This is a genomic window from Algibacter sp. L1A34 (genome assembly GCF_009796805.1).
In the GTDB taxonomy this organism is placed as follows: Bacteria; Bacteroidota; Bacteroidia; order Flavobacteriales; family Flavobacteriaceae; genus Algibacter.
On sequence record NZ_CP047029.1, the window covers coordinates 3,342,658 to 3,367,808 of the forward strand.

Below are 25,151 nucleotides of genomic sequence, written 5' to 3' on the forward strand. Positions count from 1 at the left end.
TATTAGATTTTTATTCCTAGAAAGTTTATTGCATTACTTTCTTGTCGGTTTCTGTTATTGCGTATTAAATTTGCAGCATTATTTCTTTTCCGATAAGCATAATTTACTTTGCTTTCAAAATCTCTTTCTAAATTTTTCCATCTCATAGACACAGCATAACCTGAATCTATATTATCTTGTAATCTGTCTGGAATTGAATGATTTTGTCCTGGTAGAAAAATTGCTAAAAGACCATTTGGTTTAAATGATTTCTTTTTATCAAAAGGATGATTATAACCTCTTAAAGAAGCCCAAATTTCCCAATCTATCCATTTTCTATGCCCTGTTCTTGTTCCTATTAAAATAATTGTAACTGAACAAGTTCTCATTTTACTTCTAATCTTATTGTATATAGTTTCATTTGTTAAATGACCAATATCTGTTTTAAGAGAATAATCAGAAACTTTCATACTCTTTACAGTCTTTCTTAATTTAGAAAGATATTTTTGGTCATTATCGTGATGATAACTTATAAAGCAATTTCTTGTTTTTTTCTCGATGTTCATTTAATTGAAGGAAAATTTTTTTATTAATTCACTTTTAATTTTAAGAGTTGTTTCTTTTCATTGTTCTGCTTAAATCATATTCACAAGTAGCTTTATCTTCAAAAGTTGCGTGAATCAAAAAACTAAGCTTTTCAATATTAATTTCATTCCAGTTAACTACTGATATTTTAGCTTCTGTTTTTAATAAATTATCTATTATTCTTGAAGGTAAATAAGGATATCTTCTTTCGTATTCTGCTCTTGTATCAATTGATGTCCAAAAATTATTTTCTGGATGAACCTTTTCTTTTTCACCTGAATGAGTTGCAGTGTAATAGGTAGAGCCAGTGCTAGGTAAATTGAGAACAAGAATACCAGATTTTTTATTCAGAGAACCATTTATCATACTAGATTTTAATTCCCAATCAATATGTTTTCTATTCTTAGTTTCTGTACCAACAAGTAAAATAGTAACTGTTGTATCTTTTAAGTAATTATCTCTAATTATTTGCCTTATAGTTTGATTATCTAATCTATCATCAATGTCTCCTGTATCTACAGAACCATCTATGAAAATATTATGTAACTTATTTAATCTTAATAATTCATTTTTATACCATTGGTCATTATCGTGATGATAACTGATAAATACTTTGTGTTTTGTTTGGCTCATTATAATTTCCAATTTAATACATTATCTAATGGGTGATTTAGTTGATAATGGGAAAACATTCTAGTCTCATTTATCATTGATTTTTCTAGCTGATTGGAGATGATTGAAATATAGGAGTTAAGCGATTTAGTTCCTTTGAGAATATTTCCTATTTGCATAAATGTTGGTAATTCTTTTTCAGCAATATCTTTTAAAGTTAAAATTGATAGTTTAGAATTATCAGTATTTGATGTTGCCTCAATAATTGTTGAATGACCATAGCCGACTTCAAAAGGAACCCATTGAGATTTATAAGTTTTCTCAGAAACTAAAACTAGCATATGTGTACTTTCAGCAATACCTTTTTTTATGTTTTCTGTTATTTTATTAGCATTTCCACTGAATACAGCACTTTGCAGCTCTGCACTTTCCTCATCCAAAAAATAGTCAATTTCTGCATCAGAAAGATATTTAGCAATGGTTCTACAAGCTGGTTTATCTTCTTTTTTATGACTTAAAAATACACAAGGTCTATTTCTAATTTCAGTGAAATTTATGGTTTCTAATGTAAATGTTAGAGCTTGTATTGCGTCAGCTTTGTTAATTCCTTTTATCCTTTTCATTCGTTTTTTTATTAAGCACAACTAGTTCTATAACTACAAACACTGCTCATATCCTACAATAGAACAAATTATAGCCCATGTATTCCTATCATCATCAAATCTAATTCATATTCGTAAGTAAATCAATACGTGGATCTACGTATATTTCATTCTAATTACAGCTAAATTATAACATTCTAAGTTAAGAATTTTACGGTAAACCGTAGAACCAAAAAATTAAAAATAAAATCCACCATGCTTTCGCAAAGTGGTTTTAAGTATGTTTCTTTCTTATAAAATTTACTGCATTTTTCAAGCACTTCAAGGCTTCTTCTAAGGCTTGTTTAGATGGTTTTGGGTTAAAACCTAAAACGCTTTTAGAAGCACTAATATCATAATCTTGTTTTAATCCATAAAACATATCGAGATAATGCCTTTGGAGTAAAGGTTCTTTTCCAGTTATTTTACTACTAAATTCCATAAGCCCAGCAACGGCGTATAATAGACATTTTGGAACTGTTTTTGGGGTTTTAATTTTGCCTACTTCTTTTTTTTGTCTTTTTTCGGCTTGTTCAGACTTTATACTTGTAAAAATTAATTCATGTTTTTTTACAAAGGCTAAATTAGAACAGTACATCAAATATGTTTTACGGGTAACCGTAATTTTGAAAAAAAAGAGTAAAAAAAAACACCATCCTTGTGGAAAGTGTTTGTTCTAAAATTATAATTATTGAAGTCTGTAAATTTAAAACTTGCTGTTTTTTAATCACTTAAATGCGCCAGTTTTCTGTATAATTCTAAATGCACAAGAGTTTGCACATAAGGGTTATTTTGATCGTAATAATTTTTATTGGCCGAATTTTTTACAATAACCGTGTTTGTGGTTGGGTTGATATAGATATGCTGGTTAAATACGCCAATGGCCATAAACTCGCCTTCGTTACCATCGTTAATCCACCATTGATAACCGTAACCTATGCCAGGGCTAGAGGAGTTTTTACTTACTGCTTGCAAATGTTCTTCGTTGGAATTTACGGAAGCTTCAAACCAACTTAGCGGTACAATTTGTTTGCCATTCCAATTCCCTTTTTGGAGATACAGTTTTCCTAGTTTGGCATAATCTCTTAAGCAAGCATTTAGTCCGCCGTTTGCCATTTCCATGCCTTCGCCATCGGCTAACCAATAGGCATCGAATTCTGTGCCAATAGGTTTCCATATTTTTTCTTCTAGATAGTCGGTTAAACTTCTGCCGGTAGCTTTAACGATAATCATGCCCAAAACATGGGTGTTAATGCTTACGTAATGGTTGTAAGTTCCGGGAGGTATGTCGTTAGTTAATGTGCTAGCAAAGGCATCTTGAGATTTTCCGGTAATAAAACCTTGCCAATATCTATTAATATCAGAATTGAGGTCGCTGTAGGTTTCGTCGAATTTAATACCTGTAGACATTTGTAAAACATCTTTTATTTTTACACCATCGTAACCAGAGCCTTTTAATTCGGGTAAGTAGGTTTCTACGGTTTCATCGATACTTTTAATATAACCTTCTTCCATAGCGATGCCAAAAAGCGCCGACACATAAGATTTTGCCATAGACCAAGAGATATGCCGCACATCTTCTTTTTGTCCGCGCCAATAATCCTCGTACTGAATGGTATCATTTTGAATAAAAATAAAGCCTTGCGTGTACGATGAGTCTATGTACTTTAAAGTGTTGTAGGTTGTACCATTATGACTAAAATTTTCGGGTAATGTTATATTATTTATTTTAGGAAATAGAAAAGGAGTATTGGCTTTTTTTACTGTTTTAGTAGGCAAATATTCGTCCATGTGTATAAACGAATATTCTTGATTTTTCATAGCCATAGCGTCTTTAAACTCTTGGGCTTTTTTGTTGTTCTGGTTGTAGATCACAGCTGCTACTATTATAATTAGCAATAAAATGATAAATGGAATTTTGAGCTGTTTTAAATTCATGGTTTACTATTTTTTTGAAATTATAAGTGTTCTTAATACATATCGTTCTTTTTTAAAACGCTCTCGATTTTATTGAGATTAACATATTTTTGAGCTTTTATTACAGCATTTACCAATAGCTTTTTATGCTTAGTTTATTTTCAGCTTATTTATGGTAAACTCCAATGCGCTTATATCGCCTTTTGCTTCATTAATTCTAGAATTTGTATAATACAGCTCGTTTTTATAAATACTAAAAGTATCGGCCCATTTTACTTGTTCGCCTTCTGCAACAACACTTATTTCACCGCTAGTAACATCTAGCTTCATAATTTTATTATGTTCTAAATCGGCATAAAAAAGTTGTCCTGATGCATCCATAATCATCCCGTCTGGAGCAGATGTTTTGGCTATATGTTTTACACCGTTTTCAATAGTTGCTTTATTTTGGCTCAATAGATTTTCGGTTGAAATAGCATAGAGATTATAACCGGTAAGTGCATGAAAATAAAGCATATCGTTTTTAGTATCTAGCGCAATACCATCGGAATGTACTGTATTTTTCCAAATCCCGTTATTAAACGTTAATTGGTTGGTTTCTGCCAAGGTAGATTTGTGATTATCGAGCGCTCTAAAAGATGTTCTGGAAGCTATATCGATCACCACAAGGCCAGCATGACCAGAATCTGTTAAGTAAATTTTGCCCTTCTTTTTGTCTATGCGTAAGTCGTTAATGTAAGAGTCTTTATGAAAACTTTCCTCTTGTAAAACATAGATTTTTTCTAGTTTATTAGAAGACAGATTAAAAGCGAAAATTCTAGGGTTTACTATAACACCTTTAAATAACGGGTTGCGAGTATCGAGAACATACAACGTATTTTCGAAAGCAACTACCGATTGTACGGCCACAAATACACTGTCGGTAACAGTTTTTCCAATATCCCAACTGTTCCAAGTTTGATTAGGAAAAGGTGTTGATGTAGTATTGGTAACTTCAATTACCGAGTTTTTAACCTGTTCGCGCCATCTCGGAAAGTTGGCAAAAACACGACCATTATCACTCACTGTAACACCAGTAACTTGTTGACCTTTAAAAGAGGCTATATTTTCAATTTCGGGCTTTTCAGAGGTGCAACTCCAAATTCCAAAGACAATAACTAGTATAAATATCTTTCTCATGTTTTCCATTTAATTAAGCTACTAATTTAGCAAATATAACCGTAATAGAAACTTAAAAAGCTTTTGAAAATAGGGAAGTGGTTTCAGAAAAAACTATAGGTTTTATCTGTTTTACTATTCTTTTTTTAATTCGGTTTCGTACTTAATTAAAGCATTCCAAATGGATACGACTTCGGGCCAAAAATTATCATCAAAATCGGAGTCTGTATTTACTAAAAGTATTTTGCCTGTTTCAGTAATTGGATTAAAATACATGGCTGTCATCACGCCAGGATCCGATCCGTTATGGCCAATAACGTTGTCTTTAATTTTTATAAAGGCATTGCTAAACTCCATAAAAATGCCAAATTGTTCTCCCGTTTCTATATTCGGGAATTGCTGTTTTTCAAATAACTTTTTATAGCTCGCTTTGCTTAAAAGTTCACCATTTCCCTTGTAGCCTTTCATTAACTCCGTTAAAAACAGGCCTAAATCTCTATTAGAAGTAATAAAACCACCATCGGCATAGGTGATTAGCGAATATTCTGCGATTAGCATCTCTTTGTTTGCGAATAGTCTAGAACGCTGCGTGGTATCAATATCTTTAGAAGACCAACCAGACGATGTCATTTTTAAAGGTTTTAATATATAGTCCTTCGTAAATGCTTGGTAATCTTGTCCTGTTGCAAATTCAATAATTTGAGCACAAAGCGCAGCGCCTATATTTGAATAAGCTCTTAGTTTTCCTGGCTTGCTATTGGTAAACATACCTTTGCTATACCATTTTCCTTCGGGAGTAAGGCTGTTTTTAATAAATTCTATAAGCGAAATTTTAGATTCAGGCATGCCAAACCAATCGTATACACCTTCGTTTTCATTATGCTTAGATTTTTTTAAGACATAGGATTTAGAATACACCTCGTCAAGATCATTTATAGAGCTCGTGTGGTAGGCGAGATGTTTAATTAAAATGGGTGTTTCAGGAAAATTAGGATTTGTAATTTCGAAAGGTAAATATTTATTTATGGGATCATTCAGATTTAATTTTCCCATTTCCTGAGCTTTTAAAAGAGAAACTCCTATTAAAGTTTTTGATATGGAAGCAATATTTTGTGTGGTGTTTGGTGTGTACTTTTTTGTTAGTGCTATATCTGTATAACCAAAGGCATTTTCATAGATTAAACCTTGATCATCAACGACAGAAACCGACAACCCAATGATAGCATCTTTTTTGAAAGCACTTTGCAAGTTGTTAGTGAGCGTATCGTTTATTGCCGTATAGTCTCTTTTGAGTGTTTTGTGAGATGCTTCTTTTTGTTTACACGAAAATAATATAGTTGATACTAAAAGAAATAGAAGTGTATTTTTCATCTTGACTTAGTTTGTTTTATTAAATGTGTAATTGTATAGATTAACAATCGTAATATTCTGGTGCCGTTATTATTTCTAATCCGGTTAATTTAGATATTTTTTCTGTGTAACCATCAAAACTGTGGCAAGAACCGTAAAGAATGACATAGCTTCTATTATCGTTCTCAAAATTCAATTCTAAATAACTGGCACCTCCACCTTTTGCGGGCAGGACATTTTGAATAGTTAAAGATGAAATATCACATGTATTATAAACTTGAGAATAGTTCTTATCTGCAAAGCCAATTTTAGAATTTTTATGATCGACCCAAATAGTTACTGCATCGTTATTATTCGGTAAAAGATTTGCAGGTCTGCGTTTTATACTGCTATTTCTTTTGTAATCGGAAGATGTTTTAACGCTTGCATTAATAACAAGATATTCGCCAACTTCCATGATATTCTCGTAATCACTATTAGCTAATAATTCGGGATAATCACGTTCGTTTTTTACAGAAAGGGATGTATATGCTCCATCAAATAGATACGTGCTATCATAAGTGTAAACTATGGAAATTACGATACCTTTAGCTTTAAATGAAAAGCTGTTTTGATCATCGCGCTCATAACCAAAGTATTGGTTTTCTTCTGAAAAATCTTTTTGAAAGCGTTCTTTTAAAGCGTAATAACTTTTATCTGAATTTGAAACGTTGAAAGCATGTGTATAAAAATGCAATACAGGAACATCTGTTCTGGCATTATCAAAATACGCCTTAAAATCTGTTAAAATGATGTTCCCAAGTCTAACCGGATATTTAAAATTCAAAATCTTTTGGCCATAAGGCGACTCGGTAAAATAAACATGAGGATGCTGTTCTATATATTGATAGGTTGTGCTCCAGTTTATAAACGTTTTTTCTTGAGATTGTATTTCAAACCCTAATGCGTAATCATTATAGTTTTCATCAAGAATTTCAAAAGTTGTATTGTTTAATTTACGCCAAACTAGATGCTTTTGCTGGGTGGTTTTATTTATATTTTTGAAAAAAGCTGTATCGTTAAAATTAAACTTTTTAGATAATGTATTGTAAACTTTGGAGAAGCCTTTAAAATTAGTTGGCAACCAATTTTGATGATGATCAAATATAAATAATGAGGATACACCTTGTGCATTTACAACCATATAGGCGTATTGCATAGCATTAATGTTAATCTCACAATTTTTAAAAGCATCGTTACTTCTGCAAATAATTTTGTTTTCTGCTATGTAAATTTCGCCTAGATTTTCTTCTTTAGGAAATTTTCTTTTGTTTAAATATTTTCCAAACATGTTGCTGCTATTTAAGATGCAAATTGCTCCATTCCATTATTTTGGTCAAGTTTTCTTTTAGCGATTTACCTTTTTCTGTTAATCGGTATTCAACTTTAGGTGGAATTACCGGATAAGCCTTTCGGTCTACTATTTTTAATTCCTCTAAGTGTTTTAATTGCTGCGATAGCATTTTCTGGCTTATGCCGTCTATGGCTTTATCCAATTCATTAAAGCGCATCACGTCGTTTAACAATAAAAGCCAAATAATAACAGGTTTCCATTTGCCACCAATTTGCTCCATAAATAGTGTTATTGGGCATTCTTTGGCTTTTTGATATTTTTTTTTAATTTTTTTTTCCTCTGTTTTCATTTTAATAGCGATTTTCCGACCAATTAGTTAGTTACTTACCTAAAAGTAAGTACTTGCCAAATGTAAAGTTATTTACCAAATTTGCAAAAAAACAATATGGATAGCAAAAAAATAGTGATTACAGGCGGCACAACAGGTATTGGTTACGCTTGCGCGGAATATCTCATCGGGTTAAATTACCAAGTGATTATAACGGGTAGAACCCAAGAAAACTTAGATCGTGCCATTTCTAAATTAGGGCATCAAGCATTCGGGATTCTGTCAGACACATCATCTTTAAGTGCTATTGATGATTTAGTACTAAACGTTAAAAAAGAGTTCGGAACCATTGATGGTTTGTTCGTTAATGCGGGTATATTTAAAGGGTCTAGTTTTGAAAGTACTTCCGAAGCATTATTTGATGACACCATGAATATTAATTTTAAAGGCGCTTTTTTTACCATTCAAAAATTTATTTCCATTTTAAAAAATCCATCGAGTGTTGTTTTAAATACGTCTATTGTGGTTTTTAAAGCCTTTGCGAATACAAGTGTTTATACCGCAAGTAAAGCGGCGCTGGAGAGTTTATCACAAGTTTTGAATATAGAACTTGCAGATCGAGGCATTCGGGTAAATGTAGTAAGTCCTGGTGTTACGGAAAGTCCAATTCAAAAAAAATCTGGAATGACGGACGAAGCTATTAGTAATTTGTTAGAGCATTTTTCAGCAACATCTCCCATTGGTCGTATTGTTCAACCTACCGATATTGCACCCATGGTAGAATTTCTACTTTCGGATAAATCGTTAGTGTTAAGAAATGAAAAAATTGTTATCGATGGTGGAACAACGCTTTAGTTAATCATGTGAAAAGACTTTTATTCCAGATTGTAATTTGCGTTTGCCCATTTTACGGTGGGTTTAATATACCCTTTTACAATGTCTTCACTTAAAAAATAGACATAGCGCTCAACTTTTCCGGCTTCTAAAAGTTTGGTTTGCGCTGTTAGGTGTTTGCAAATAAAACAATGTTGAACGAAGCGAGTATCTTCTTCTGTTAAAGTAAATCGCGATTGAATATAGTTTAGTAAGTTTTTCATGAGCTTGCTTTGAATAGTGTAGAAGACTCTTCATTTCTAACAAACAAAGACAAACATCATATAAAACAAAAAACCACTAAGCTTTCGCAAAGTGGTTTTTAATACTAATTTTTCTTTTTCAATTATTTATCAATAGATCCTAATACGCGTTGCATAAAACTGTTTACAGCTTCCTTTTTAGGGGTGCCTTCTTTTATCATTTTATTCACTTCTATGGCGCCGTACATATTAGAAATAAGCTCACCAATAACATCTAATTCTTCATCTTTTAGAGAAGATACTTCGGTTAAAGCTTCTAATGTTTCAATAGTTTCAACAACGTAATCTTCGTCGTTTTCTTCAATAAATTGAGTTAAATGTTTTATTACTGGTAATTTCATTTTAATAGGTTTTTATTCTGCTTTCGCAAAAAGATCTTTAATAGGTGTTAAATCACTTCGCTAACTAATTCTTTTAAAACATCGAATTTGTTAGTTTGTACTTGTTTAACCAATTTTCCACCTTTAAAAGTCGCAAAGGTTGGTAAATTATCTACCGTAGCTAGCTTTCTAGATTCTGGAAATTTTTCAGCATCAGCAATAACAAAAGATACACCTTCGTTTTCTGTTGCTAATTTTTTGAATTTAGGTTTCATAATTCTACAGTTACCGCACCATGTTGCAGAATATTGTACAATTACAGTATCATTACTCGAAACGATTTCACCTAAATTATCTTGGTCTAATTCACTTATCATAACTATATTTTTTTAACCTGTCTGGTTTAAAATAAAAACAGACAGGATTTTAATTTTTGTAATTTATTAGTGAGTTGCTAAATATGCAGCAGTTCCTTTTGCATTTGGAGCCATTGCATCTTTGCCTTCTTCCCAGTTTGCAGGACAAACTTCACCTTTTTCTTGTACATGTGTTAAAGCATCTACTAAACGAATGTACTCACCAACATTTCTACCTAAAGGCATGTTATTAATACTTTCGTGTTGTACAACACCATCTTCATCAATAATGTAAGTTGCTCTGTAAGTTACGTTATCACCTTCAACTTGTACGGTTCCAGTTTCTTCATCAAACGTTTCGTTAGTGATATCTAAAATACCTAAGATGTTTGATAAGTTTCTGTTGCTATCTGCTAAAATTGGGTAAGTTACACCTTCAATTCCACCGTTATCTTTAGCTTGGCTTAACCATGCAAAGTGCACTTCTGGAGTATCGCAAGATGCACCAATAACAATAGTATTACGTTTTTCGAATTCTGGTAAAGCTGCTTGGAATGCGTGTAATTCTGTTGGGCATACAAAAGTAAAATCTTTTGGGTACCAAAATAAAACTACTTTTTTCTTATTGTTAACCGCTTCTTCTAGAACGTTTACTTTAAAAGTATCGCCCATATCGTTCATTGCGTCAACGTTTAAATCTGGAAATTTTTTTCCTACTAATGCCATGTGTTTTATATTTTATTTGTTAATTATTTTTGCTGGTACAAATATAAAACACATTGAAGATTTTTACTGAATTACCAAATTTTAATTTCTTATTTGAGAATAGATTTTGTCTATATAATTAAAACTAAATAATAATATAACTCTATTTAGAAGCGAGTTGTTTAATTTTAATATTTAAAGCAGCAAATAGGAGTGTAGTAAACGGACTTAACCAGTTGAAAATGGCATAAACAAAATATTCTGATATACCAACACCTAAAACACTAGATTGATAGGCTCCACAAGTATTCCAAGGGATAAGCACGGAAGTTACTGTACCAGCATCTTCTAAAGTTCTACTTAAATTCTCTGGTGCTAAGCCACGATCTTCGTAAGCTTTTTTAAACATTTTTCCAGGTATTACAATAGCTAAATATTGATCGGAAGCTATAATATTTAAACCTAAACAACTAATTACCGTACTGGCAAATAAACCAAACACAGAGGTTGCTATAGAAAGCAATCCTTTTGTAATTCTGGCTAAAGCTCCAATGCCATCCATAATACCACCAAAAACCATGGCACAAGTAATTAAATAGATGGTCCAAAGCATACCTTTCATACCACCAGCAGAGAAGAGCTCGTTAAGTTTTTCGTTATCGGTTGTTATTTGGGTGTCACTTAAAATAGATGTTATTATAGTCGAAATTTTAGAATCTCCTAAACCATTAAGAATTTCTGGTTGAAAAATAAATGCAAAAACAGCCGCTAATAAAACACCCATTATTAAAGCAATAAGAGGTTTTGTTTTTAATAATATTAAAGCAATTACGGTTACAGGGACTAAAAACAACCAAGGTGTAATGTTAAAAGTACTTGCAATTGTAGTTAACAAACTAGAAACATCGGCGGTTCCTGTAGTTTCAACATTCATACTTAAAACAGTAAAAAATATTAATGTAATTACTATGGTTGGTACGGTGGTAATCGTCATGTATCTAATATGTGTAAACAAATCTGTGCCAGCCATAGCAGGAGCAAGGTTAGTAGTATCACTTAATGGCGACATTTTATCTCCAAAATAAGCGCCAGAAATTACGGCTCCAGCAATCATACCTGGCGCAATACCTAAAGCGGTACCAATACCAACTAGGGCAATACCAACAGTAGCCGAGGTGGTCCATGAGCTTCCTGTGGCAATCGAAATTATTGCAGCAATAACAACAGAAGCTGGTAAAAATATACTTGGGCTAAGCACTTGCAAACCATAGTAAACCATGGCAGGAATTATACCACTAACGAGCCATGTACCAGCTAATGCTCCCACCAAAAACAGTATCATAATTGGTACAAAAACACTTTTTAAGTTTTCCCAAACTTCTTTAATCATTAAATTAAAAGATACTTTATTATAAAAACCAACGATGGCGGCAATAGATGCTCCTATAAGTAAAATAAGTTGATTAGAGTATTCTCCGAACCACTCGCCATCTTCGAAGGTGATATTATAAAATAATAATCCCATTAAAAGAATTACCGGAATTAAAGCTTCCCAAATATTTAACTCTGAATTTTCTATAATTGTTTCGTGGCCTGCTTTTATTTCGGAAATATTCTTGTCGTCGTGCATACTATCAATTTAGTACCGTAATGTTACGATTTTAGTTGAATGTATGCAAATAAGAAATACTTTCTCACTTTTTCCTTTCAAATTTAGAGCAGAATATATATTTATTAATTCAAATCGTTTTAGGTGAAAAACCATCAATAAAATAATGTTTTTTTTGAATAATTAAAAGGTGTTCTTAATTTTAATATTGAGAAGACCTAGACCATTTTAGTCTAAAAAAATTAATTATGCAGTATAAAGCTATACTAAAATTTTTATTATCTTGTTGCCTTTATTACAACCCCAATACCTTAAATAATGCCACATATTGAAGAAAAGGATCTTGTTGCAATGCATGATCAAATAGAGCATAGCGAAAAGACTCTAAATGAATTTAAAGACGTTTTTTATGGAGAACGTAAAAAAACAGAAGTTTTAAAAAAACAGCGAAGTATTTTTATGGGTATTTCATTTCTGTTTTTATTGTTTTTACTCTTTGTGATTTTTACAAATTTCACGAATCCAACAAGCCTTAATAATGAAAGCCATCTTCAAGATAAAGGCCTTAAATTGTATGAGAGTGTATATGTAGATTCACTTGAGAATAAACTTGGCGAGTTTAATAAGATAAATCAAGATTTTTTAGATCCTAATATACTTCAAGATAAGGTAGCAGACGATGTTGTAGTTTACGCCGTTCAGGTAGGTGCTTTTGAAGAGCGCATGGTTTCTACACCTTCAGAATCTTTAATAAATTTGAAAGAATTTCAAGAAAATGGATTTTATAAATATGCCATTGGACAATTCGATAATCTTAACGAAGCACAGCGTCTAAGAAAAGAACTTTTAAAAATAGGTTTTAGTGATGCTTTTATTGCTTCTTACAAAAATGGAAAACGTATAAAAATTGAAGAAGTATTGTAAAGTTAATTAGAGATCTAACTAATCCAAATATTTCGACGGAATTGGGTTATACCAAGCTTCCTTTGTCCAATAAATATTAAGAATCCACCAACGGCTGCCATCATTTAATAATTGGATACTATTAATACCTCGCATATTTGGTTCCTCTTCCTCTTTACTATTAAAAGTTTCATAAGTACTAAAAACATGAGCCATACGACCAAAAATTTCAGTTTTTCTACTAATTTCATTTTCAATAAAACCATTAGAAAGCATCCATTTTTCTGAACTTTTAATATAATCCGCAGATCCCATAAATTTAACTAGAAATTCTCTGTCATTATTTTTTCCAGCGGTAATTAGTTTTGCATCTGGGTAAAACAAAAACTTAAAAAGTTTCCAATCGCGTTTTTTTCCCTTTTCACCCGAAACAACACTATAAAATGTTTTAATAACGTCATCAACCGTAGCTACATTTTTCTTATAATCAATAGGTTTTTCTGTTTTCTCGTTACCTTTTTCTTTTTCCTTTCCTTTTTGAGCAGAAGCAGTAATAGAAATAACAGTTAAAAGAAGTATAAAAACGTATTTTTTCATAGTAATTTATTTGTAAATTTTCTTAATTCGGTCTAGATTTCGCTTATTATCTCGATCTTTTATCGATTCACGTTTATCATAAAGTTTTTTACCTTTAGCTAAAGCAATTACAAGCTTAGCATAACCATTATCGTTAATAAATAAACGTAACGGAATAATAGTTAAACCGGTATTTTGAACCTCTTTATATAATTTTTTTAATTCCTTTCGGTTAAGCAGCAATTTTCGTTCCGCTTTTGGTTTATGGTTGTAATAATTTCCATAAATATATTCCTCAACAGTCATATTTATCACAAAAAGTTCGCCAGCCTCGTTAAACTCGCAAAAACTTTCGGCAATAGATGCTCTACTACTTCTAATCGACTTAATTTCAGTACCCGAAAGTACAATTCCTGCGGTGTACTTATCTAAAATCTCGTATAGAAAGCGCGCCTTTTTGTTCTGTATGTTTATCTTATTTTGCATGACCAACAAAATTACAAAAATTATTATGGCATTCCCTTTTTTAAAGCTAGAAGATTTTTTTAAATTAAATCTTCTAGCTTTAAAAAACGTCGGGCTATTCGTTACAAGTCCTCGTGCCACCAATTACCATTGGCAGCACTGTGGGCTTTTCACTGCTATCCCTAATGCGAAAGCCAAGTTTAGGTTTACCAACAAATTATTGTAGACCTTCTGCAACCAGAAATTCTTTTAATTGATAATAAAAGGATAGTTTATTATCAATCAAAAAAATAAATTACATTTACAAATCAATAAATTACCGTTTAACTTCCATGCGAAAATTAGTTATATTTTCAATCTTAATCATTCAACTTGTATCATGTGTTAGTGCAAAAAAACACAATCAACAAATTGAAACTTTACATACGCCAGAGTCTTTATACAAAGACATCGATAAAGTTTATAGTCAACTAAAAAAACACCATCCAAACCTCTATCAATACACGTCTAAAAAAGATTTAGATTTCAAATTCGATAGCTTAAAAAAATCTATTAAAACCCCTATTAATTCACGCGAATTTTATAAAAAATTAGCACCAGTTGTGGCACAAGTAAAACAAGGTCATGTTTCTTTAGGTTCAGCATACAAAGAGTTTACAAGAAAAGAACGGAAGGAATTAAAAAAGAAAGAATTTGAGTTTTATAATCTCGATTTTGAGTATTTAAACAACAAACTTTGGGTTGTAAAAACTCGCGGTAAAGACTCATCGATGATAGGCGCAGAAGTTCTTAAAATTGATAATGAAAAGGCTTCAGTTTTAGTAGAAACTTTTAAAACGCGTTTCGCTTCCGATGGTTATAATCAAACATTGCAAAATAGGTTAGTTGGCCGGAGTTTTTCAACATTCTACTATAAAGATAAAGGGTTTTTAGATAATTTAAATATTCAGTTTAAACTAAAAGATTCTGTTTTTTCAAAAACATTAAAACGTATTTCAAAAAAGAAAAAAACTAAAGAAAACGATTCAGTAGAACAAAAAACACCAATAAAACTCACTAAACTAGAACGTAAGCAAAACAAGATTGCGGCCAAAAACAAACGTAAAAAAGATAAGAAATTTGGCTTTATTGCTAAACGAAAAGAATACACACGTAACTTTAATTTTATAGGTAAAGACAGCGCCACGGCATACATGAAAATTAGAGGGTTTACCAATGGAACCTATCGTAAATTTTATAAAGAGAGTTTTAAAAAGTTAGATTCTGCTAAAACTAAGAATTTAATTCTTGATTTACGTGATAATGGAGGCGGGCGCATAGAAGAGATAAACTATTTATATGGGTATTTATCCAAAACAAAATACACGTTTATGGCGCCTAGTAAGGTAAATAGTAGATTATCTTTTTTTCCTGCTTTTATGAATAATACAAGTGGTGTACCTCAAAAAATATTTGCTGGTATTATTTCTCCTTTCTTGGCTTTGGACAATCTGTTAAAAACAAAAAAGAAAGATGGAGAACTGTATTATAGATTTCCATATTCAAAAGAAAAAAGCCCTAAAAAAATAAATTATACAGGTAATTTATATGTGTTAATTAACGGGAATTCGTTCTCGGCATCTTCATTAATTTCAACGAATCTCCAAGCTACCAAAAGAGCGGTTTTTGTTGGAGAAGAAACTGGTGGTGCTTATAATGGTTGTGTTGCGGGCTTATATAAAATTTATCGATTGCCAGAATCGAAATTAAAAATAAGAATGGGTTTAATGCAAATTGAAGCACCTTTTAAACAAAACCCAGATGGTTATGGAATAAAACCTAATGTTGAGATTGCTCCAACTATTTCTAGTAGGCTTTCAGGTAAAGATCTAGAACTCGATTGGATTCTAGATAATATTTCCAAAAAATAAAAATATTTGGCAATGTATTTGCATAAAACAATTTGAAATTAATAATTTCGTTTTCAATACAAATACAACCTATTTAAATTAAGATTTTATATATGAAATTAATAAAATTATTGTCTTTACTATTTTTTCTTTCTTCAATTATGCTTTCTGCACAAAGCATCAATAAATTTGATAGCGCAGGGAAAAGAGATGGGGTTTGGAAGAAGAATTTTGAGAGTACAGATGTTATACGTTATCAAGGTACTTTTTTGCACGGTAAAGAAGTAGGAGAATTTAAGTTTTATAAAAATATAAACGGTAAAGCTGTTTTATCTGCAACAAAGGTATTCAACAAAGAAAATAATATTGCTAAAGTTACTTTTCTTGGTTCAAAAGGAAAAATTATAAGTGAAGGAGAAATGGATGGTAAAACCTTTATTGGTACATGGAAATACTATCAAAAGAGTAACGATAATCTTTTAATTTTAGAGAATTTCAATAATAACGGAGAATTAATAGGAGATCGTTTTGTTTATTATAAAAACGGTGAAATTGCTGAAAAACAAAGTTATCTTGCTGGTAAACTCAATGGTGAATCCTTTTGGTATTCTGAAAACAATGTGGTTTTAAAATCTTTTGTTTACGAAAATGATGAAATTCATGGACCTTCAAAAATCTATAACGGAAAAGGTGAGTTGCTTATCGAAGGACAGTACAAACGTGATAAAAAAGATGGTGTTTGGAAATACTACGAAAACGGGGCTTTAAAGGAAGAAAAAGATTTTACTTATGTACCAAAATACGTAAAGAAGTAATAATTTAATTCCGCTTTTATTAGTAATAATTCTTATATTTTTTGCTTATCGAGGTAATAGTTATTTACTATCACAATTCAATTTTAAAACCAATCGATTATACCTACCTTTGTGAACTAATTTTTTAGACGACAAACCATTAATCATAACATTTTATTTGTAGATTTTTACTTAATATTATTAAGTATATCTTCAAGTATATTTTATAATAAAAAACAATGAAACGAGTTGTAATTGGACTTTCAGGAGGGGTAGATTCTAGCGTTGCTGCTTATTTATTGCAGGAGCAAGGTTACGAAGTTATTGGGTTATTTATGAAGAATTGGCATGATGATACGGTTACAATATCTAACGAATGCCCGTGGTTAGACGATAGTAATGATGCCATGTTGGTTGCCGAAAAATTAGGAATCCCTTTTCAAACTGTAGATTTAAGCGAAGAATATAAAGAGCGTATTGTTGACTATATGTTTAATGAATACGAAAAAGGACGCACACCAAATCCAGATGTACTTTGTAATAGGGAAATAAAGTTTGATGTGTTTATGAAAATCGCTCTAGATTTAGGTGCAGATTTTGTAGCAACGGGTCATTATTGCCGAAAAGGAACGCTTCAAAAAGATGGTGAAGATATTTATCAATTATTGGCAGGTGTTGATGGTAATAAAGATCAGTCTTATTTTTTATGCCAATTATCACAAGAGCAACTTGCAAAATCATTGTTTCCTATTGGAGAATTAACGAAGCCTGAAGTTCGTAAAATTGCTATGGATTTGGATTTAGTTACTGCGGAGAAGAAAGACTCTCAGGGTCTTTGTTTTATAGGGAAAGTAAAATTACCCGATTTTCTTCAGCAACAGCTAAAACCAAAAGAAGGTGTTATTGTAGAAATACCTAGTGAGCAATCTGTATATACCGAAATAGAAGATACTTTTGCTTCCACGGAAGAAAAGCTTGCATATTTGTCTCGGAAAATTGATTATAAAGTCGATTTAGGAAAAATAGTAGGAAAGCATCAAGGTGCTCATTATTTTACAAAAGGCCAAAGAAAAGGTTTAGGTGTTGGAGGAACAATTGAGCCGTTATTTGTAATTGATACCGATGTAAACGAAAATGTTATTTATACAGGACAAGGAAAAACACATCCAGGTTTATATAAAAGTGCACTTTTTGTAACGAACGAGGAGTTACATTGGGTTCGACAAGACTTAGAATTAAAAGATGGTGAAACAATGGAAGTTCTTGCTAGAATACGCTATCGCCAAGCTTTAGAAAAAGCAACGCTGCATAAAGTAGATTCTGGTTTGTATGTAGAATTCGAGAATCCGCAATCTGCAATTACAGAAGGTCAGTTTGTTGCATGGTATTTAGAAGATGAGTTGCTTGGTTCCGGAGTTATTTCGTAACTTAGTAGGTCTAAATCTATTGTCTTGAAAAAACTATTTATTGTTTTAAGTATTATTTTTTTTTCGTGGAACCTATTTTCTCAAGAAGATGCTTGGGTTTATTTGGTAGATAAAGAAAACGAGTCTGTTTATCTTGCAGATCCTATTTTAATGCTTTCTCAAAAAGCTATTGATAGAAAAGAAAGGCACGGTGTTTCTATTGATAGTAGAGATATTCCTGTTAACGAAACCTATATTTCTGCTTTAAAAAGTGCTAATGGTATTACTATTTTGGCCAAGTCAAAATGGTTTAATACTGTTCATATTCGTGGAGAAAAAACGGATATAGAAAATTTATTCCTCAATCAAAATAGTCTACTAGATCCAGAAAAACGGTTTATAGATAAAATTGTTTTTGCCGATAGATCGGAAGCTGCTTTAGAGCGCAGTGCAAACAATAAAACTAAGACGAAGCTCGAAACGACTCTAACTACTTTTGATTATGGTAATTCGGCCAACCAAATTGAAATGTTTAATGGTGATGTTTTACATCAGGAAGGTTATACTGGAGAAGGAATGACAATTGCTATTATGGATGGTGGTTTTCCCAATGTAAATAACATGAGCGCTTTTCAAGACTTGAGAAATGCAGGGAAAATTATTGATGATTACGATTTTGTTAATCGCGATGATGATGTTTACACCAGCACCGTTACAGATCATGGCACATTGGTTCTAAGTACCATGGCCGGCTATTTTAATGGCGATGGGAAAAACTTTGTGGGTACAGCTCCAGATGCTTCTTATTATTTGTTTATTACTGAAGACGGAAGTGACGAAAACCCGGTAGAAGAAAGTTATTGGGTAGAAGCTGCGGAACGCGCAGATAGTTTGGGTGTGGATATTATAAACACATCTCTTGGTTACGACGATTTTGATCCTGGAACAAAATATGACTATTCAGATGCTGATATGGATGGTAATACAACTTTTATAACAAAAGGTGCTAACATTGCTTTCGATAAAGGTATGCTATTGGTTACATCTGCGGGAAATGCTTATGCTACAAGCATTGGTGCTCCTGCCGATTCTCCTAATACTTTAACTGTTGGTGCGGTAGATTCTAATGGTGATTTTGCTTTTTTTAGTTCTATTGGTACCTCATATCAGCCGTCTTTAAAACCAGATGTTGTAACACAAGGCTTAAATAGTTTTGTTATAGACGAAAATGATAATATTACAACAACTAGTGGTACATCATTCAGTTCTCCAATTATGGCTGGAGGTGTAGCTTGTTTATGGCAAGTGTTTCCTGACTTAAGCAATTTAGAAATTATTAATTTGGTTAGAGAATCTGGATCGCAATACAATAACCCCGATTATTATTTAGGCTATGGAATTCCAGATTTAGAAGTTGCATTCAATAATATCAATGCTTTATATCTAATAGGTTCTAATACTGAATTCGATTTAAAACTTTATCCAAATCCTGTTACAGATAAATTATATATTAGTTTACCAACGGAAGGTGTGTTTACTTTAAATTTATTTGATATTTTAGGTAAAATAGTAAATACGTTTCAAGTTTCTAATGAGTTTAATACAATAATTACCGCTAATTTAGCAAATGGTATTTATGTTGCGCGTATTCAAACGTCTACAGGTACGCATACATTTAGATTAATAAAGCAATAATGAAAAATAGAATAACCGAACTTTTTGGAATAGAATATCCTATAATTCAAGCAGGGATGATTTGGAATAGTGGATGGCGATTGGCTTCTGCAGCAAGTAATTCTGGTATTTTAGGTTTAATAGGAGCAGGATCGATGTATCCGGAAATACTACGTGATCACATTCAGAAATGTAAAAAAGCAACCAATAAACCTTTTGGTGTTAACGTTCCTATGTTGTACCCAAACATTGAGGAAATTATGAATATTATAGTTCAAGAAGGCGTGAAGATTGTTTTTACTTCAGCTGGAAACCCAAAAACTTGGACGTCTTGGTTACAAGAAAAAGGTATAACGGTTGTACACGTCGTAAGCTCTGTTAAGTTTGCTTTAAAAGCGGAAGCTGCTGGTGTTGATGCTATTGTTGCCGAAGGTTTTGAAGCTGGTGGGCATAATGGTAGAGATGAAACGACGACGTTAACATTAATCCCGATGGTGAAAGAGCAGGTGAAAATTGCGTTAATAGCTGCAGGTGGAATAGCCACAGGTAAAGCTATGCTGGCGACTATGATTTTAGGAGCCGATGCAGTACAAATAGGAAGCCGGTTTGTTGCAAGTACAGAAAGTTCGGCACATGAAAGTTTTAAACAAGTTGTTGTAGATAGTAAAGAAGGTGACACACAATTAACTTTAAAAGAATTGGCACCTGTACGGTTGATAAAAAACTCATTTTATAATCAAGTTCAAGAATTATATAAATCATCACCAAGTATTGATGCTTTAAAGTCCTTATTAGGACGAGGACGATCTAAAAAAGGAATGTTTGAAGGTGATTTAGAAGAAGGCGAACTAGAAATTGGTCAAATTGCGGGTTTAATTCATGATATAAAACCTGTAGATCAAATTGTTACCGAAATTATTGCTGAATTCGAGGAAGCAAAAGCTAGTATTTCTGCACTTTAAGAAGATACATTCCATTCAAATATAAGTTGAATATTTCCTTTTAAATTAGGAATACAAAATTGCTTAAGAGAAAGCATAAGATTACTTTTGCAAAATGCAATTAACCGACTACACTAAAGAATTTAAATATAATTGGCAGCTAGCAGCACCAGTTATGTTAGGTATGCTCGGTCATACTTTTGTTAGTTTTATAGATAATATTATGGTTGGGCAGTTAGGAACCGCTCAACTTGCCGCTGTTTCTCTTGGTAATAGTTTTATGTTTATTGCAATGTCTCTTGGTATTGGATTTTCTACTGCCATTACCCCATTAGTTGCAGAGGCGGATGCCGAAGAAAACTTCATAAAAGGTAAATCGTCTTTTAAGCATGGTTTATTTTTATGTACAGTTTTGGGGATTTTACTGTTTTTTTTAGTGTTTTTTGCAAAACCTTTGATGTATTTAATGAAACAACCTATTGAGGTTGTAGAATTGGCTATTCCATATTTGGATTTAGTTGCGTTTTCACTTATTCCTCTAATTATTTTTCAAGGATTTAAGCAGTTTAGCGATGGTTTATCGCTAACCAAATTCCCTATGTATGCCACAATTTTAGGTAATGTAGTTAATGTGGTTTTGAATTATTTATTAATTTTCGGAAAGTTTGGTTTTCCAGAAATGGGTATAGTTGGTGCGGCTTATGGAACTTTGGCATCTAGATTTATAATGGTTTGGTATCTCTGGTTTTTATTAAAAGGAAAAGAGAAATCTAAGCGTTTTGTTACTAATATTAAGTTTTTTGTACTTGATAAATTAATGCTTAAAAAAATTATAAACCTTGGTACGCCAAGTGCTATGCAGATGTTTTTTGAGGGCGCCATTTTTACCGCTGCTATTTGGCTTAGTGGGTTGTTAGGTAAAAATCCGCAAGCTGCAAATCAAATTGCTTTAAATCTAGCTTCTATGACATTTATGGTGGCTATGGGATTAAGTGTAGCTTGTATGGTTCGTGTTGGAAACCAAAAAGGCTTAAAGAACTTTGTTGATTTGCGCCGTATTGCATTTTCTATCTTTTTATTGGGAATTATTCTCGCCTTTGGTTTTGCGCTTATGTTTTTTGCGCTACACGATTATTTACCAAGGTTATATGTGGATTTAGATGATATTAAAAATTTTGTCGATAATACGGAAGTGGTTAGTATTGCTTCTAAATTAATGATTGGAGCAGCCATTTTTCAAATAAGTGATAGCATACAAGTGGTCTTTTTGGGTGCTTTACGAGGTTTGCAGGATGTTAAAATACCAATGTTTTTAGTGTTTATAGCTTATTGGGTTATTGGTTTTCCTATTAGTTGGTTTTTTGGAAAAGAAGATGCCTATGGAAGTTTCGGAATCTGGCTAGGCTTAATAGCAGGATTAACAACGGCTTCTATTTTATTGTTTATAAGGTTCAATTATTTATCAAAAAGGTTAATTTTGTCTAACAAGTAACAATTCAAAAATAAAATGACACTACCAAAATTTATATTAGGCGATAATACGGAATATCCGAATGCTATATTTGTAATTCATACGGAGTTTCCAAGATTCATTATTAATCTTGAAGATGACGATGTAGAATGGTTTGAGGATTTTGATGCTGATGATCAAGAAGAATTAGAAACTGAAACTGAAAATGCTATTAAAGAAGCGACTGCTTTTTATGATGCTGAAATTTCTAAATACGACGAGTAATTGCGTTAGGGATTGAGGCATTGTTGAAGCTCTTTTTGTGTTGTTGCACCTATGCAACACAAAAAAGCGACTGCCGAAAGCCCGACCCTTGTGGTAACGCCAAAATAAAATACAATGATAGATCAGCTTTTACATTACGATACGGAATTATTTGTTTTCTTAAACAATTTAGGCTCGGAACCTTGGGATGGTTTATGGTTAGCAATAACAGATAAGCTCACTTTTATTCCTTTATATGCAATTCTGTTATATTTACTTTATAAGAAATTTGGTTTAAAATCGATGTTAGTTTTTGTTGTTGTTATAGCATTAATGGTAACATTTACAGACCAAATAACAAATGTTTTTAAGCGTGGATTTCAAAGACCAAGACCTTGTGGAGCGGAAGATTTGATTGGTAGAGTACGGTTTATTGCTGTGCGCTGTGGTAAGTATGGTTTCTTTTCTGGGCATGCATCTAACACGATGGGAGCGGCTGTTTTTGCTGGTTTAATGCTAAAACCTTTCTATAAAAATTTAATTTTTATTATGCTGTTTTGGAGTGGAGTTGTGGCTTTTAGTAGAATTTATGTTGGTGTCCATTACCCTCTAGATATTTTGTGTGGCTTAACTTTTGGTGCTTTTTCTGGGTTTATATTCTATAAATTAGCTAAATACTTATTGAATAGGTTTATTAAACCTGAGTAAATAAACGGCTGTGCAAAAAGGTTGGTTTTTCTTAGTTTTCGATTAGTTTCATGAACCTATATTATTTTCTGGTATATTGAAAAATAGGCGTTTTAATTTGTTCTCTTTTAAAACTTGATTTCCAAATTTAACCAATCGATAAGATGTTTTTATAGTACAACCTACCGGAAACTTATTTAAGAGGAACAGAAACTTTTACAGTATCCCAAGCCATTGTTAAAAATAAATCGTCTGTAGAATTATCGAAAGCAATGGTGAATTGTTCAACAGGCTTTTTTAATTTATGCACGGGAACTTCAATGGTTAAGGCATCATAATTAGGATCCCACATAGGTTTCATTTCTGAATCTACACCCCAAGAATATTGCTTCGAGTTGAAAATAACGGTCCAAACAGAATCTTTTGGAACAGTCCATAAAGTATATTCTCCAGCTGGTAACGGCATGCCCGCAACTTCAAGAGCTTTATTAGTATCGAATGTGGTAGCCTCATTTGCACCAGTTCTCCAAACTTTATTAAAAGGTACCAATGCACCAAAGATTTCCCTGTTCTTTTTAGAAGGTCTATTATAAAAGACTCTTAATTTTAAATCATTTAATTCAAATTTAACGGTATCTTTTGGACTTAAGCGTTTTGCAAAGATATTTTCAACGAAAGTTGAATATAAAAATAAGCCTAAAGCTATAACTGATAATAAGATTAAAAGGCGTTTTAAAAAGGTATTCATTTATGGAGCAATTTATTAAGGGAATAAAGATACTTTAAAAAGTCAGGATTACTAAAAACCTAACGCACATTTCTTCAATTTTGGTATATTTTAAATAAAATTTAAGAGTTTTTGCAACACTTTAGTTTTTTTGTCGTCTTTAGAATGAACCAAAGCCAACATATTGATAAATTGGCTAAACCAAACCAAAAGCAAAATTAGTATGTTTCAAGTTGACATTATTGAAAAATGTAAACAAAACAACCGAAAAGCACAATTGCAGTTATACAACCAGTACTGCGACGGGATGTATATTGTTGCCAAACGGTTTTTAAAGGATGCTAACGATGCTGAAGATGTGGTACAGGAGGCTTTTATAAAAGCATTCTCTAGACTACACCAATATAAAGCGGAAGTGACTTTTGGAGCTTGGTTAAAACGTATTGTTGTTAATAAAAGTATCGATTTCTTAAAATCTAAAAAACAAGAGCTTGTAGAATTAGAAGAGGTGCACCTGAAAGTGATTGATACAACAAAAGATGACAAATGGTTAGTAGATGATGGCGTAACGCTAAAAGATATAAAGCAGGCTATTAATGAATTATCACAGAAATATCAATATGTGGTCATGTTATATTTAATTGAAGGGTACGACCATCAAGAAATATCGGAGATTTTAAACATAACACAAGTAGCCTCGAGAACACAATTATCGCGTGGAAAAGTAAAATTACAAGAACTGTTAATTCATAAAAATAATGGCACAAGATATTAGAGACTTATTTAAGAATGAAAAAGTTGAGCAAGAAAGTATGCCAGCAAAGCATGAAGCACGTTTTCTTGATAAGTTAGATGAAGCATTACCTCAGGAATCGAAAAAAACAGGTTTAGGATGGATGCAAATTGCGGCTAGTGCTGTTGTGTTTTTAGGTTTAAGTTTTGGTGCTTATACCTTTTTTGAAGGCGATACTGAAACAACCAAAACTATAGAAAATGTTGCAACTACAAAGTTAACTGAAACAAAAACTTTGGGTGATGTATCTCCGGGACTTAAAAAAGTAGAAGACTATTATTTAGCGAGTATTAATTTAGAATTGTCTAAAATGAAATACACGCCAGAAACCAAAGAATTATTCGATGGTTATTTGGCGCAGTTAGACGAGTTAGATAAGGAATACAAACGATTATCGTTAGATCTTACAGAGTCTGGGCCATCGGAATTAACAGTGAATGCATTAATTGATAATTTAAAATTCAGATTAAATTTAATGTATCGATTACGCACACAATTAAAAGAATTAAAATCATCTGATGCTTTATCAGAAAAAGAACAATCAATCTAAATC

General features: G+C 32.1%; 29 protein-coding genes. 12 read left to right on the forward strand and 17 right to left on the reverse strand.

Annotated elements, in window-relative coordinates; genetic code table 11:
* Positions 1–2: 2 nt before the first annotated feature.
* The 9 genes from GQR97_RS14100 to GQR97_RS14140 all read right to left on the reverse strand — a co-directional run bounded on the left by GQR97_RS14100 (position 3) and on the right by GQR97_RS14140 (position 7,924).
* Complete coding sequence (locus GQR97_RS14100) at positions 3–545, reverse strand: TIR domain-containing protein (protein ID WP_158849486.1); 543 nt, start codon at positions 543–545, stop codon at positions 3–5.
* Between the two features lie 40 nt (positions 546–585).
* Positions 586–1,197 carry a TIR domain-containing protein gene (locus GQR97_RS14105; protein ID WP_158849488.1) on the reverse strand — a complete coding sequence of 204 codons (612 nt, stop codon included), beginning with the start codon at positions 1,195–1,197 and terminating at the stop codon, positions 586–588.
* On the reverse strand, positions 1,197–1,799 hold the full coding sequence (locus GQR97_RS14110; protein WP_158849490.1) for a toll/interleukin-1 receptor domain-containing protein: 603 nt from the start codon (positions 1,797–1,799) through the stop codon (positions 1,197–1,199). The genes GQR97_RS14105 and GQR97_RS14110 overlap by 1 nt, the downstream gene beginning before the upstream one ends.
* A 253-nt stretch (positions 1,800–2,052) precedes the next feature.
* Positions 2,053–2,415, reverse strand: coding sequence for a hypothetical protein (locus GQR97_RS14115; protein ID WP_199269857.1), 363 nt, complete (start codon positions 2,413–2,415; stop codon positions 2,053–2,055).
* Between the two features lie 125 nt (positions 2,416–2,540).
* Positions 2,541–3,755, reverse strand: coding sequence for a serine hydrolase domain-containing protein (locus tag GQR97_RS14120; RefSeq protein WP_158849492.1), 1,215 nt, complete (start codon positions 3,753–3,755; stop codon positions 2,541–2,543).
* A gap of 129 nt (positions 3,756–3,884) precedes the next feature.
* Positions 3,885–4,913, reverse strand: coding sequence for an L-dopachrome tautomerase-related protein (locus GQR97_RS14125; RefSeq protein ID WP_158849495.1), 1,029 nt, complete (start codon positions 4,911–4,913; stop codon positions 3,885–3,887).
* Positions 4,914–5,027: 114 nt separating this feature from the next.
* Complete coding sequence (locus GQR97_RS14130) at positions 5,028–6,263, reverse strand: serine hydrolase domain-containing protein (RefSeq protein WP_158849497.1); 1,236 nt, start codon at positions 6,261–6,263, stop codon at positions 5,028–5,030.
* A gap of 40 nt (positions 6,264–6,303) precedes the next feature.
* Positions 6,304–7,572, reverse strand: a complete 1,269-nt coding sequence (locus GQR97_RS14135) for a hypothetical protein (protein ID WP_158849499.1) — start codon at positions 7,570–7,572, stop codon at positions 6,304–6,306.
* Positions 7,573–7,579: 7 nt separating this feature from the next.
* Positions 7,580–7,924 (reverse strand): winged helix-turn-helix transcriptional regulator, encoded by a 345-nt coding sequence (locus tag GQR97_RS14140; protein ID WP_158849500.1) that lies wholly within the window; start codon positions 7,922–7,924, stop codon positions 7,580–7,582.
* Between the two features lie 96 nt (positions 7,925–8,020).
* Here GQR97_RS14140 and GQR97_RS14145 point away from each other — a divergent pair, with 96 nt between their 5' ends.
* A complete protein-coding gene (locus GQR97_RS14145) occupies positions 8,021–8,758 on the forward strand; it encodes an SDR family oxidoreductase (protein WP_158849501.1) in 738 nt (245 codons plus the stop codon).
* 20 nt (positions 8,759–8,778) lie between these two features.
* Here GQR97_RS14145 and GQR97_RS14150 read toward each other — a convergent pair whose 3' ends face one another.
* From GQR97_RS14150 to nhaC, 5 genes are all read right to left on the reverse strand, one after another.
* Positions 8,779–9,000 carry a hypothetical protein gene (locus GQR97_RS14150; protein WP_158849502.1) on the reverse strand — a complete coding sequence of 74 codons (222 nt, stop codon included), beginning with the start codon at positions 8,998–9,000 and terminating at the stop codon, positions 8,779–8,781.
* Positions 9,001–9,122: 122 nt separating this feature from the next.
* Entirely contained in the window at positions 9,123–9,380 is a 258-nt protein-coding gene (locus GQR97_RS14155) for a DUF6952 family protein (RefSeq protein ID WP_042503452.1), read from the reverse strand.
* A gap of 47 nt (positions 9,381–9,427) precedes the next feature.
* Entirely contained in the window at positions 9,428–9,736 is a 309-nt protein-coding gene (locus GQR97_RS14160) for a thioredoxin family protein (protein ID WP_158849503.1), read from the reverse strand.
* A 66-nt stretch (positions 9,737–9,802) separates the two neighbouring features.
* Positions 9,803–10,441 carry a peroxiredoxin gene (locus GQR97_RS14165; RefSeq protein WP_158849504.1) on the reverse strand — a complete coding sequence of 213 codons (639 nt, stop codon included), beginning with the start codon at positions 10,439–10,441 and terminating at the stop codon, positions 9,803–9,805.
* A 142-nt stretch (positions 10,442–10,583) separates the two neighbouring features.
* Positions 10,584–12,050 carry a Na+/H+ antiporter NhaC gene (gene nhaC / locus GQR97_RS14170; protein WP_158849505.1) on the reverse strand — a complete coding sequence of 489 codons (1,467 nt, stop codon included), beginning with the start codon at positions 12,048–12,050 and terminating at the stop codon, positions 10,584–10,586.
* A gap of 297 nt (positions 12,051–12,347) precedes the next feature.
* On the opposite strand from nhaC, the gene GQR97_RS14175 reads away from it, so the two are divergent.
* Entirely contained in the window at positions 12,348–12,953 is a 606-nt protein-coding gene (locus GQR97_RS14175) for an SPOR domain-containing protein (protein ID WP_158849506.1), read from the forward strand.
* Positions 12,954–12,971: 18 nt separating this feature from the next.
* On the opposite strand, the gene GQR97_RS14180 is transcribed toward GQR97_RS14175, so the two are convergent.
* On the reverse strand, positions 12,972–13,529 hold the full coding sequence (locus GQR97_RS14180) for a hypothetical protein (RefSeq protein ID WP_158849508.1): 558 nt from the start codon (positions 13,527–13,529) through the stop codon (positions 12,972–12,974).
* Positions 13,530–13,535: 6 nt separating this feature from the next.
* On the reverse strand, positions 13,536–13,994 hold the full coding sequence (gene smpB / locus GQR97_RS14185; protein WP_158849517.1) for an SsrA-binding protein SmpB: 459 nt from the start codon (positions 13,992–13,994) through the stop codon (positions 13,536–13,538).
* A 311-nt stretch (positions 13,995–14,305) separates the two neighbouring features.
* Here smpB and GQR97_RS14190 point away from each other — a divergent pair, with 311 nt between their 5' ends.
* The 8 genes from GQR97_RS14190 to GQR97_RS14225 all read left to right on the forward strand — a co-directional run bounded on the left by GQR97_RS14190 (position 14,306) and on the right by GQR97_RS14225 (position 23,099).
* Entirely contained in the window at positions 14,306–15,883 is a 1,578-nt protein-coding gene (locus tag GQR97_RS14190) for a S41 family peptidase (RefSeq protein WP_158849519.1), read from the forward strand.
* Between the two features lie 92 nt (positions 15,884–15,975).
* Entirely contained in the window at positions 15,976–16,677 is a 702-nt protein-coding gene (locus GQR97_RS14195) for a toxin-antitoxin system YwqK family antitoxin (RefSeq protein WP_233267546.1), read from the forward strand.
* A gap of 218 nt (positions 16,678–16,895) precedes the next feature.
* Positions 16,896–18,083 (forward strand): tRNA 2-thiouridine(34) synthase MnmA, encoded by a 1,188-nt coding sequence (gene mnmA, locus GQR97_RS14200; RefSeq protein ID WP_158849521.1) that lies wholly within the window; start codon positions 16,896–16,898, stop codon positions 18,081–18,083.
* Between the two features lie 24 nt (positions 18,084–18,107).
* A complete protein-coding gene (locus GQR97_RS14205) occupies positions 18,108–19,757 on the forward strand; it encodes a S8 family peptidase (protein WP_158849523.1) in 1,650 nt (549 codons plus the stop codon).
* Positions 19,757–20,698: an NAD(P)H-dependent flavin oxidoreductase gene (locus GQR97_RS14210; protein ID WP_158849525.1), complete on the forward strand. Its 942-nt coding sequence runs from the start codon at positions 19,757–19,759 to the stop codon at positions 20,696–20,698. Before GQR97_RS14205 ends, GQR97_RS14210 begins: the two co-directional genes overlap by 1 nt.
* Positions 20,699–20,792: 94 nt before the next feature.
* Positions 20,793–22,169, forward strand: a complete 1,377-nt coding sequence (locus GQR97_RS14215; protein ID WP_158849527.1) for an MATE family efflux transporter — start codon at positions 20,793–20,795, stop codon at positions 22,167–22,169.
* 15 nt (positions 22,170–22,184) lie between these two features.
* Positions 22,185–22,412 (forward strand): hypothetical protein, encoded by a 228-nt coding sequence (locus tag GQR97_RS14220; RefSeq protein ID WP_158849529.1) that lies wholly within the window; start codon positions 22,185–22,187, stop codon positions 22,410–22,412.
* A 114-nt stretch (positions 22,413–22,526) separates the two neighbouring features.
* Positions 22,527–23,099, forward strand: coding sequence for a phosphatase PAP2 family protein (locus GQR97_RS14225; RefSeq protein WP_158849539.1), 573 nt, complete (start codon positions 22,527–22,529; stop codon positions 23,097–23,099).
* A gap of 172 nt (positions 23,100–23,271) precedes the next feature.
* On the opposite strand, the gene GQR97_RS14230 is transcribed toward GQR97_RS14225, so the two are convergent.
* Complete coding sequence (locus GQR97_RS14230) at positions 23,272–23,826, reverse strand: DUF2911 domain-containing protein (protein WP_158849541.1); 555 nt, start codon at positions 23,824–23,826, stop codon at positions 23,272–23,274.
* Between the two features lie 202 nt (positions 23,827–24,028).
* Here GQR97_RS14230 and GQR97_RS14235 point away from each other — a divergent pair, with 202 nt between their 5' ends.
* A complete protein-coding gene (locus tag GQR97_RS14235; RefSeq protein ID WP_158849543.1) occupies positions 24,029–24,580 on the forward strand; it encodes an RNA polymerase sigma factor in 552 nt (183 codons plus the stop codon).
* Entirely contained in the window at positions 24,564–25,148 is a 585-nt protein-coding gene (locus GQR97_RS14240; protein WP_158849545.1) for a hypothetical protein, read from the forward strand. The genes GQR97_RS14235 and GQR97_RS14240 overlap by 17 nt, the downstream gene beginning before the upstream one ends.
* Positions 25,149–25,151: the final 3 nt, after the last annotated feature.

Excerpts from the sequence above, each read along its gene's own strand:
- GQR97_RS14100 (WP_158849486.1), bottom strand. The coding sequence starts at position 545 with ATGAACATCGAGAAAAAAACAAGAAATTGCTTTATAAGTTATCATCAC.
- GQR97_RS14105 (WP_158849488.1), bottom strand. The coding sequence starts at position 1,197 with ATGAGCCAAACAAAACACAAAGTATTTATCAGTTATCATCACGATAAT.
- GQR97_RS14110 (WP_158849490.1), bottom strand. The coding sequence starts at position 1,799 with ATGAAAAGGATAAAAGGAATTAACAAAGCTGACGCAATACAAGCTCTA.
- GQR97_RS14115 (WP_199269857.1), bottom strand. The coding sequence starts at position 2,415 with ATGTACTGTTCTAATTTAGCCTTTGTAAAAAAACATGAATTAATTTTT.
- GQR97_RS14120 (WP_158849492.1), bottom strand. The coding sequence starts at position 3,755 with ATGAATTTAAAACAGCTCAAAATTCCATTTATCATTTTATTGCTAATT.
- GQR97_RS14125 (WP_158849495.1), bottom strand. The coding sequence starts at position 4,913 with ATGAGAAAGATATTTATACTAGTTATTGTCTTTGGAATTTGGAGTTGC.
- GQR97_RS14130 (WP_158849497.1), bottom strand. The coding sequence starts at position 6,263 with ATGAAAAATACACTTCTATTTCTTTTAGTATCAACTATATTATTTTCG.
- GQR97_RS14135 (WP_158849499.1), bottom strand. The coding sequence starts at position 7,572 with ATGTTTGGAAAATATTTAAACAAAAGAAAATTTCCTAAAGAAGAAAAT.
- GQR97_RS14140 (WP_158849500.1), bottom strand. The coding sequence starts at position 7,924 with ATGAAAACAGAGGAAAAAAAAATTAAAAAAAAATATCAAAAAGCCAAA.
- GQR97_RS14145 (WP_158849501.1), top strand. The coding sequence starts at position 8,021 with ATGGATAGCAAAAAAATAGTGATTACAGGCGGCACAACAGGTATTGGT.
- GQR97_RS14150 (WP_158849502.1), bottom strand. The coding sequence starts at position 9,000 with ATGAAAAACTTACTAAACTATATTCAATCGCGATTTACTTTAACAGAA.
- GQR97_RS14155 (WP_042503452.1), bottom strand. The coding sequence starts at position 9,380 with ATGAAATTACCAGTAATAAAACATTTAACTCAATTTATTGAAGAAAAC.
- GQR97_RS14160 (WP_158849503.1), bottom strand. The coding sequence starts at position 9,736 with ATGATAAGTGAATTAGACCAAGATAATTTAGGTGAAATCGTTTCGAGT.
- GQR97_RS14165 (WP_158849504.1), bottom strand. The coding sequence starts at position 10,441 with ATGGCATTAGTAGGAAAAAAATTTCCAGATTTAAACGTTGACGCAATG.
- nhaC (WP_158849505.1), bottom strand. The coding sequence starts at position 12,050 with ATGCACGACGACAAGAATATTTCCGAAATAAAAGCAGGCCACGAAACA.
- GQR97_RS14175 (WP_158849506.1), top strand. The coding sequence starts at position 12,348 with ATGCCACATATTGAAGAAAAGGATCTTGTTGCAATGCATGATCAAATA.
- GQR97_RS14180 (WP_158849508.1), bottom strand. The coding sequence starts at position 13,529 with ATGAAAAAATACGTTTTTATACTTCTTTTAACTGTTATTTCTATTACT.
- smpB (WP_158849517.1), bottom strand. The coding sequence starts at position 13,994 with ATGCAAAATAAGATAAACATACAGAACAAAAAGGCGCGCTTTCTATAC.
- GQR97_RS14190 (WP_158849519.1), top strand. The coding sequence starts at position 14,306 with ATGCGAAAATTAGTTATATTTTCAATCTTAATCATTCAACTTGTATCA.
- GQR97_RS14195 (WP_233267546.1), top strand. The coding sequence starts at position 15,976 with ATGAAATTAATAAAATTATTGTCTTTACTATTTTTTCTTTCTTCAATT.
- mnmA (WP_158849521.1), top strand. The coding sequence starts at position 16,896 with ATGAAACGAGTTGTAATTGGACTTTCAGGAGGGGTAGATTCTAGCGTT.
- GQR97_RS14210 (WP_158849525.1), top strand. The coding sequence starts at position 19,757 with ATGAAAAATAGAATAACCGAACTTTTTGGAATAGAATATCCTATAATT.
- GQR97_RS14215 (WP_158849527.1), top strand. The coding sequence starts at position 20,793 with ATGCAATTAACCGACTACACTAAAGAATTTAAATATAATTGGCAGCTA.
- GQR97_RS14220 (WP_158849529.1), top strand. The coding sequence starts at position 22,185 with ATGACACTACCAAAATTTATATTAGGCGATAATACGGAATATCCGAAT.
- GQR97_RS14225 (WP_158849539.1), top strand. The coding sequence starts at position 22,527 with ATGATAGATCAGCTTTTACATTACGATACGGAATTATTTGTTTTCTTA.
- GQR97_RS14230 (WP_158849541.1), bottom strand. The coding sequence starts at position 23,826 with ATGAATACCTTTTTAAAACGCCTTTTAATCTTATTATCAGTTATAGCT.
- GQR97_RS14235 (WP_158849543.1), top strand. The coding sequence starts at position 24,029 with ATGTTTCAAGTTGACATTATTGAAAAATGTAAACAAAACAACCGAAAA.
- GQR97_RS14240 (WP_158849545.1), top strand. The coding sequence starts at position 24,564 with ATGGCACAAGATATTAGAGACTTATTTAAGAATGAAAAAGTTGAGCAA.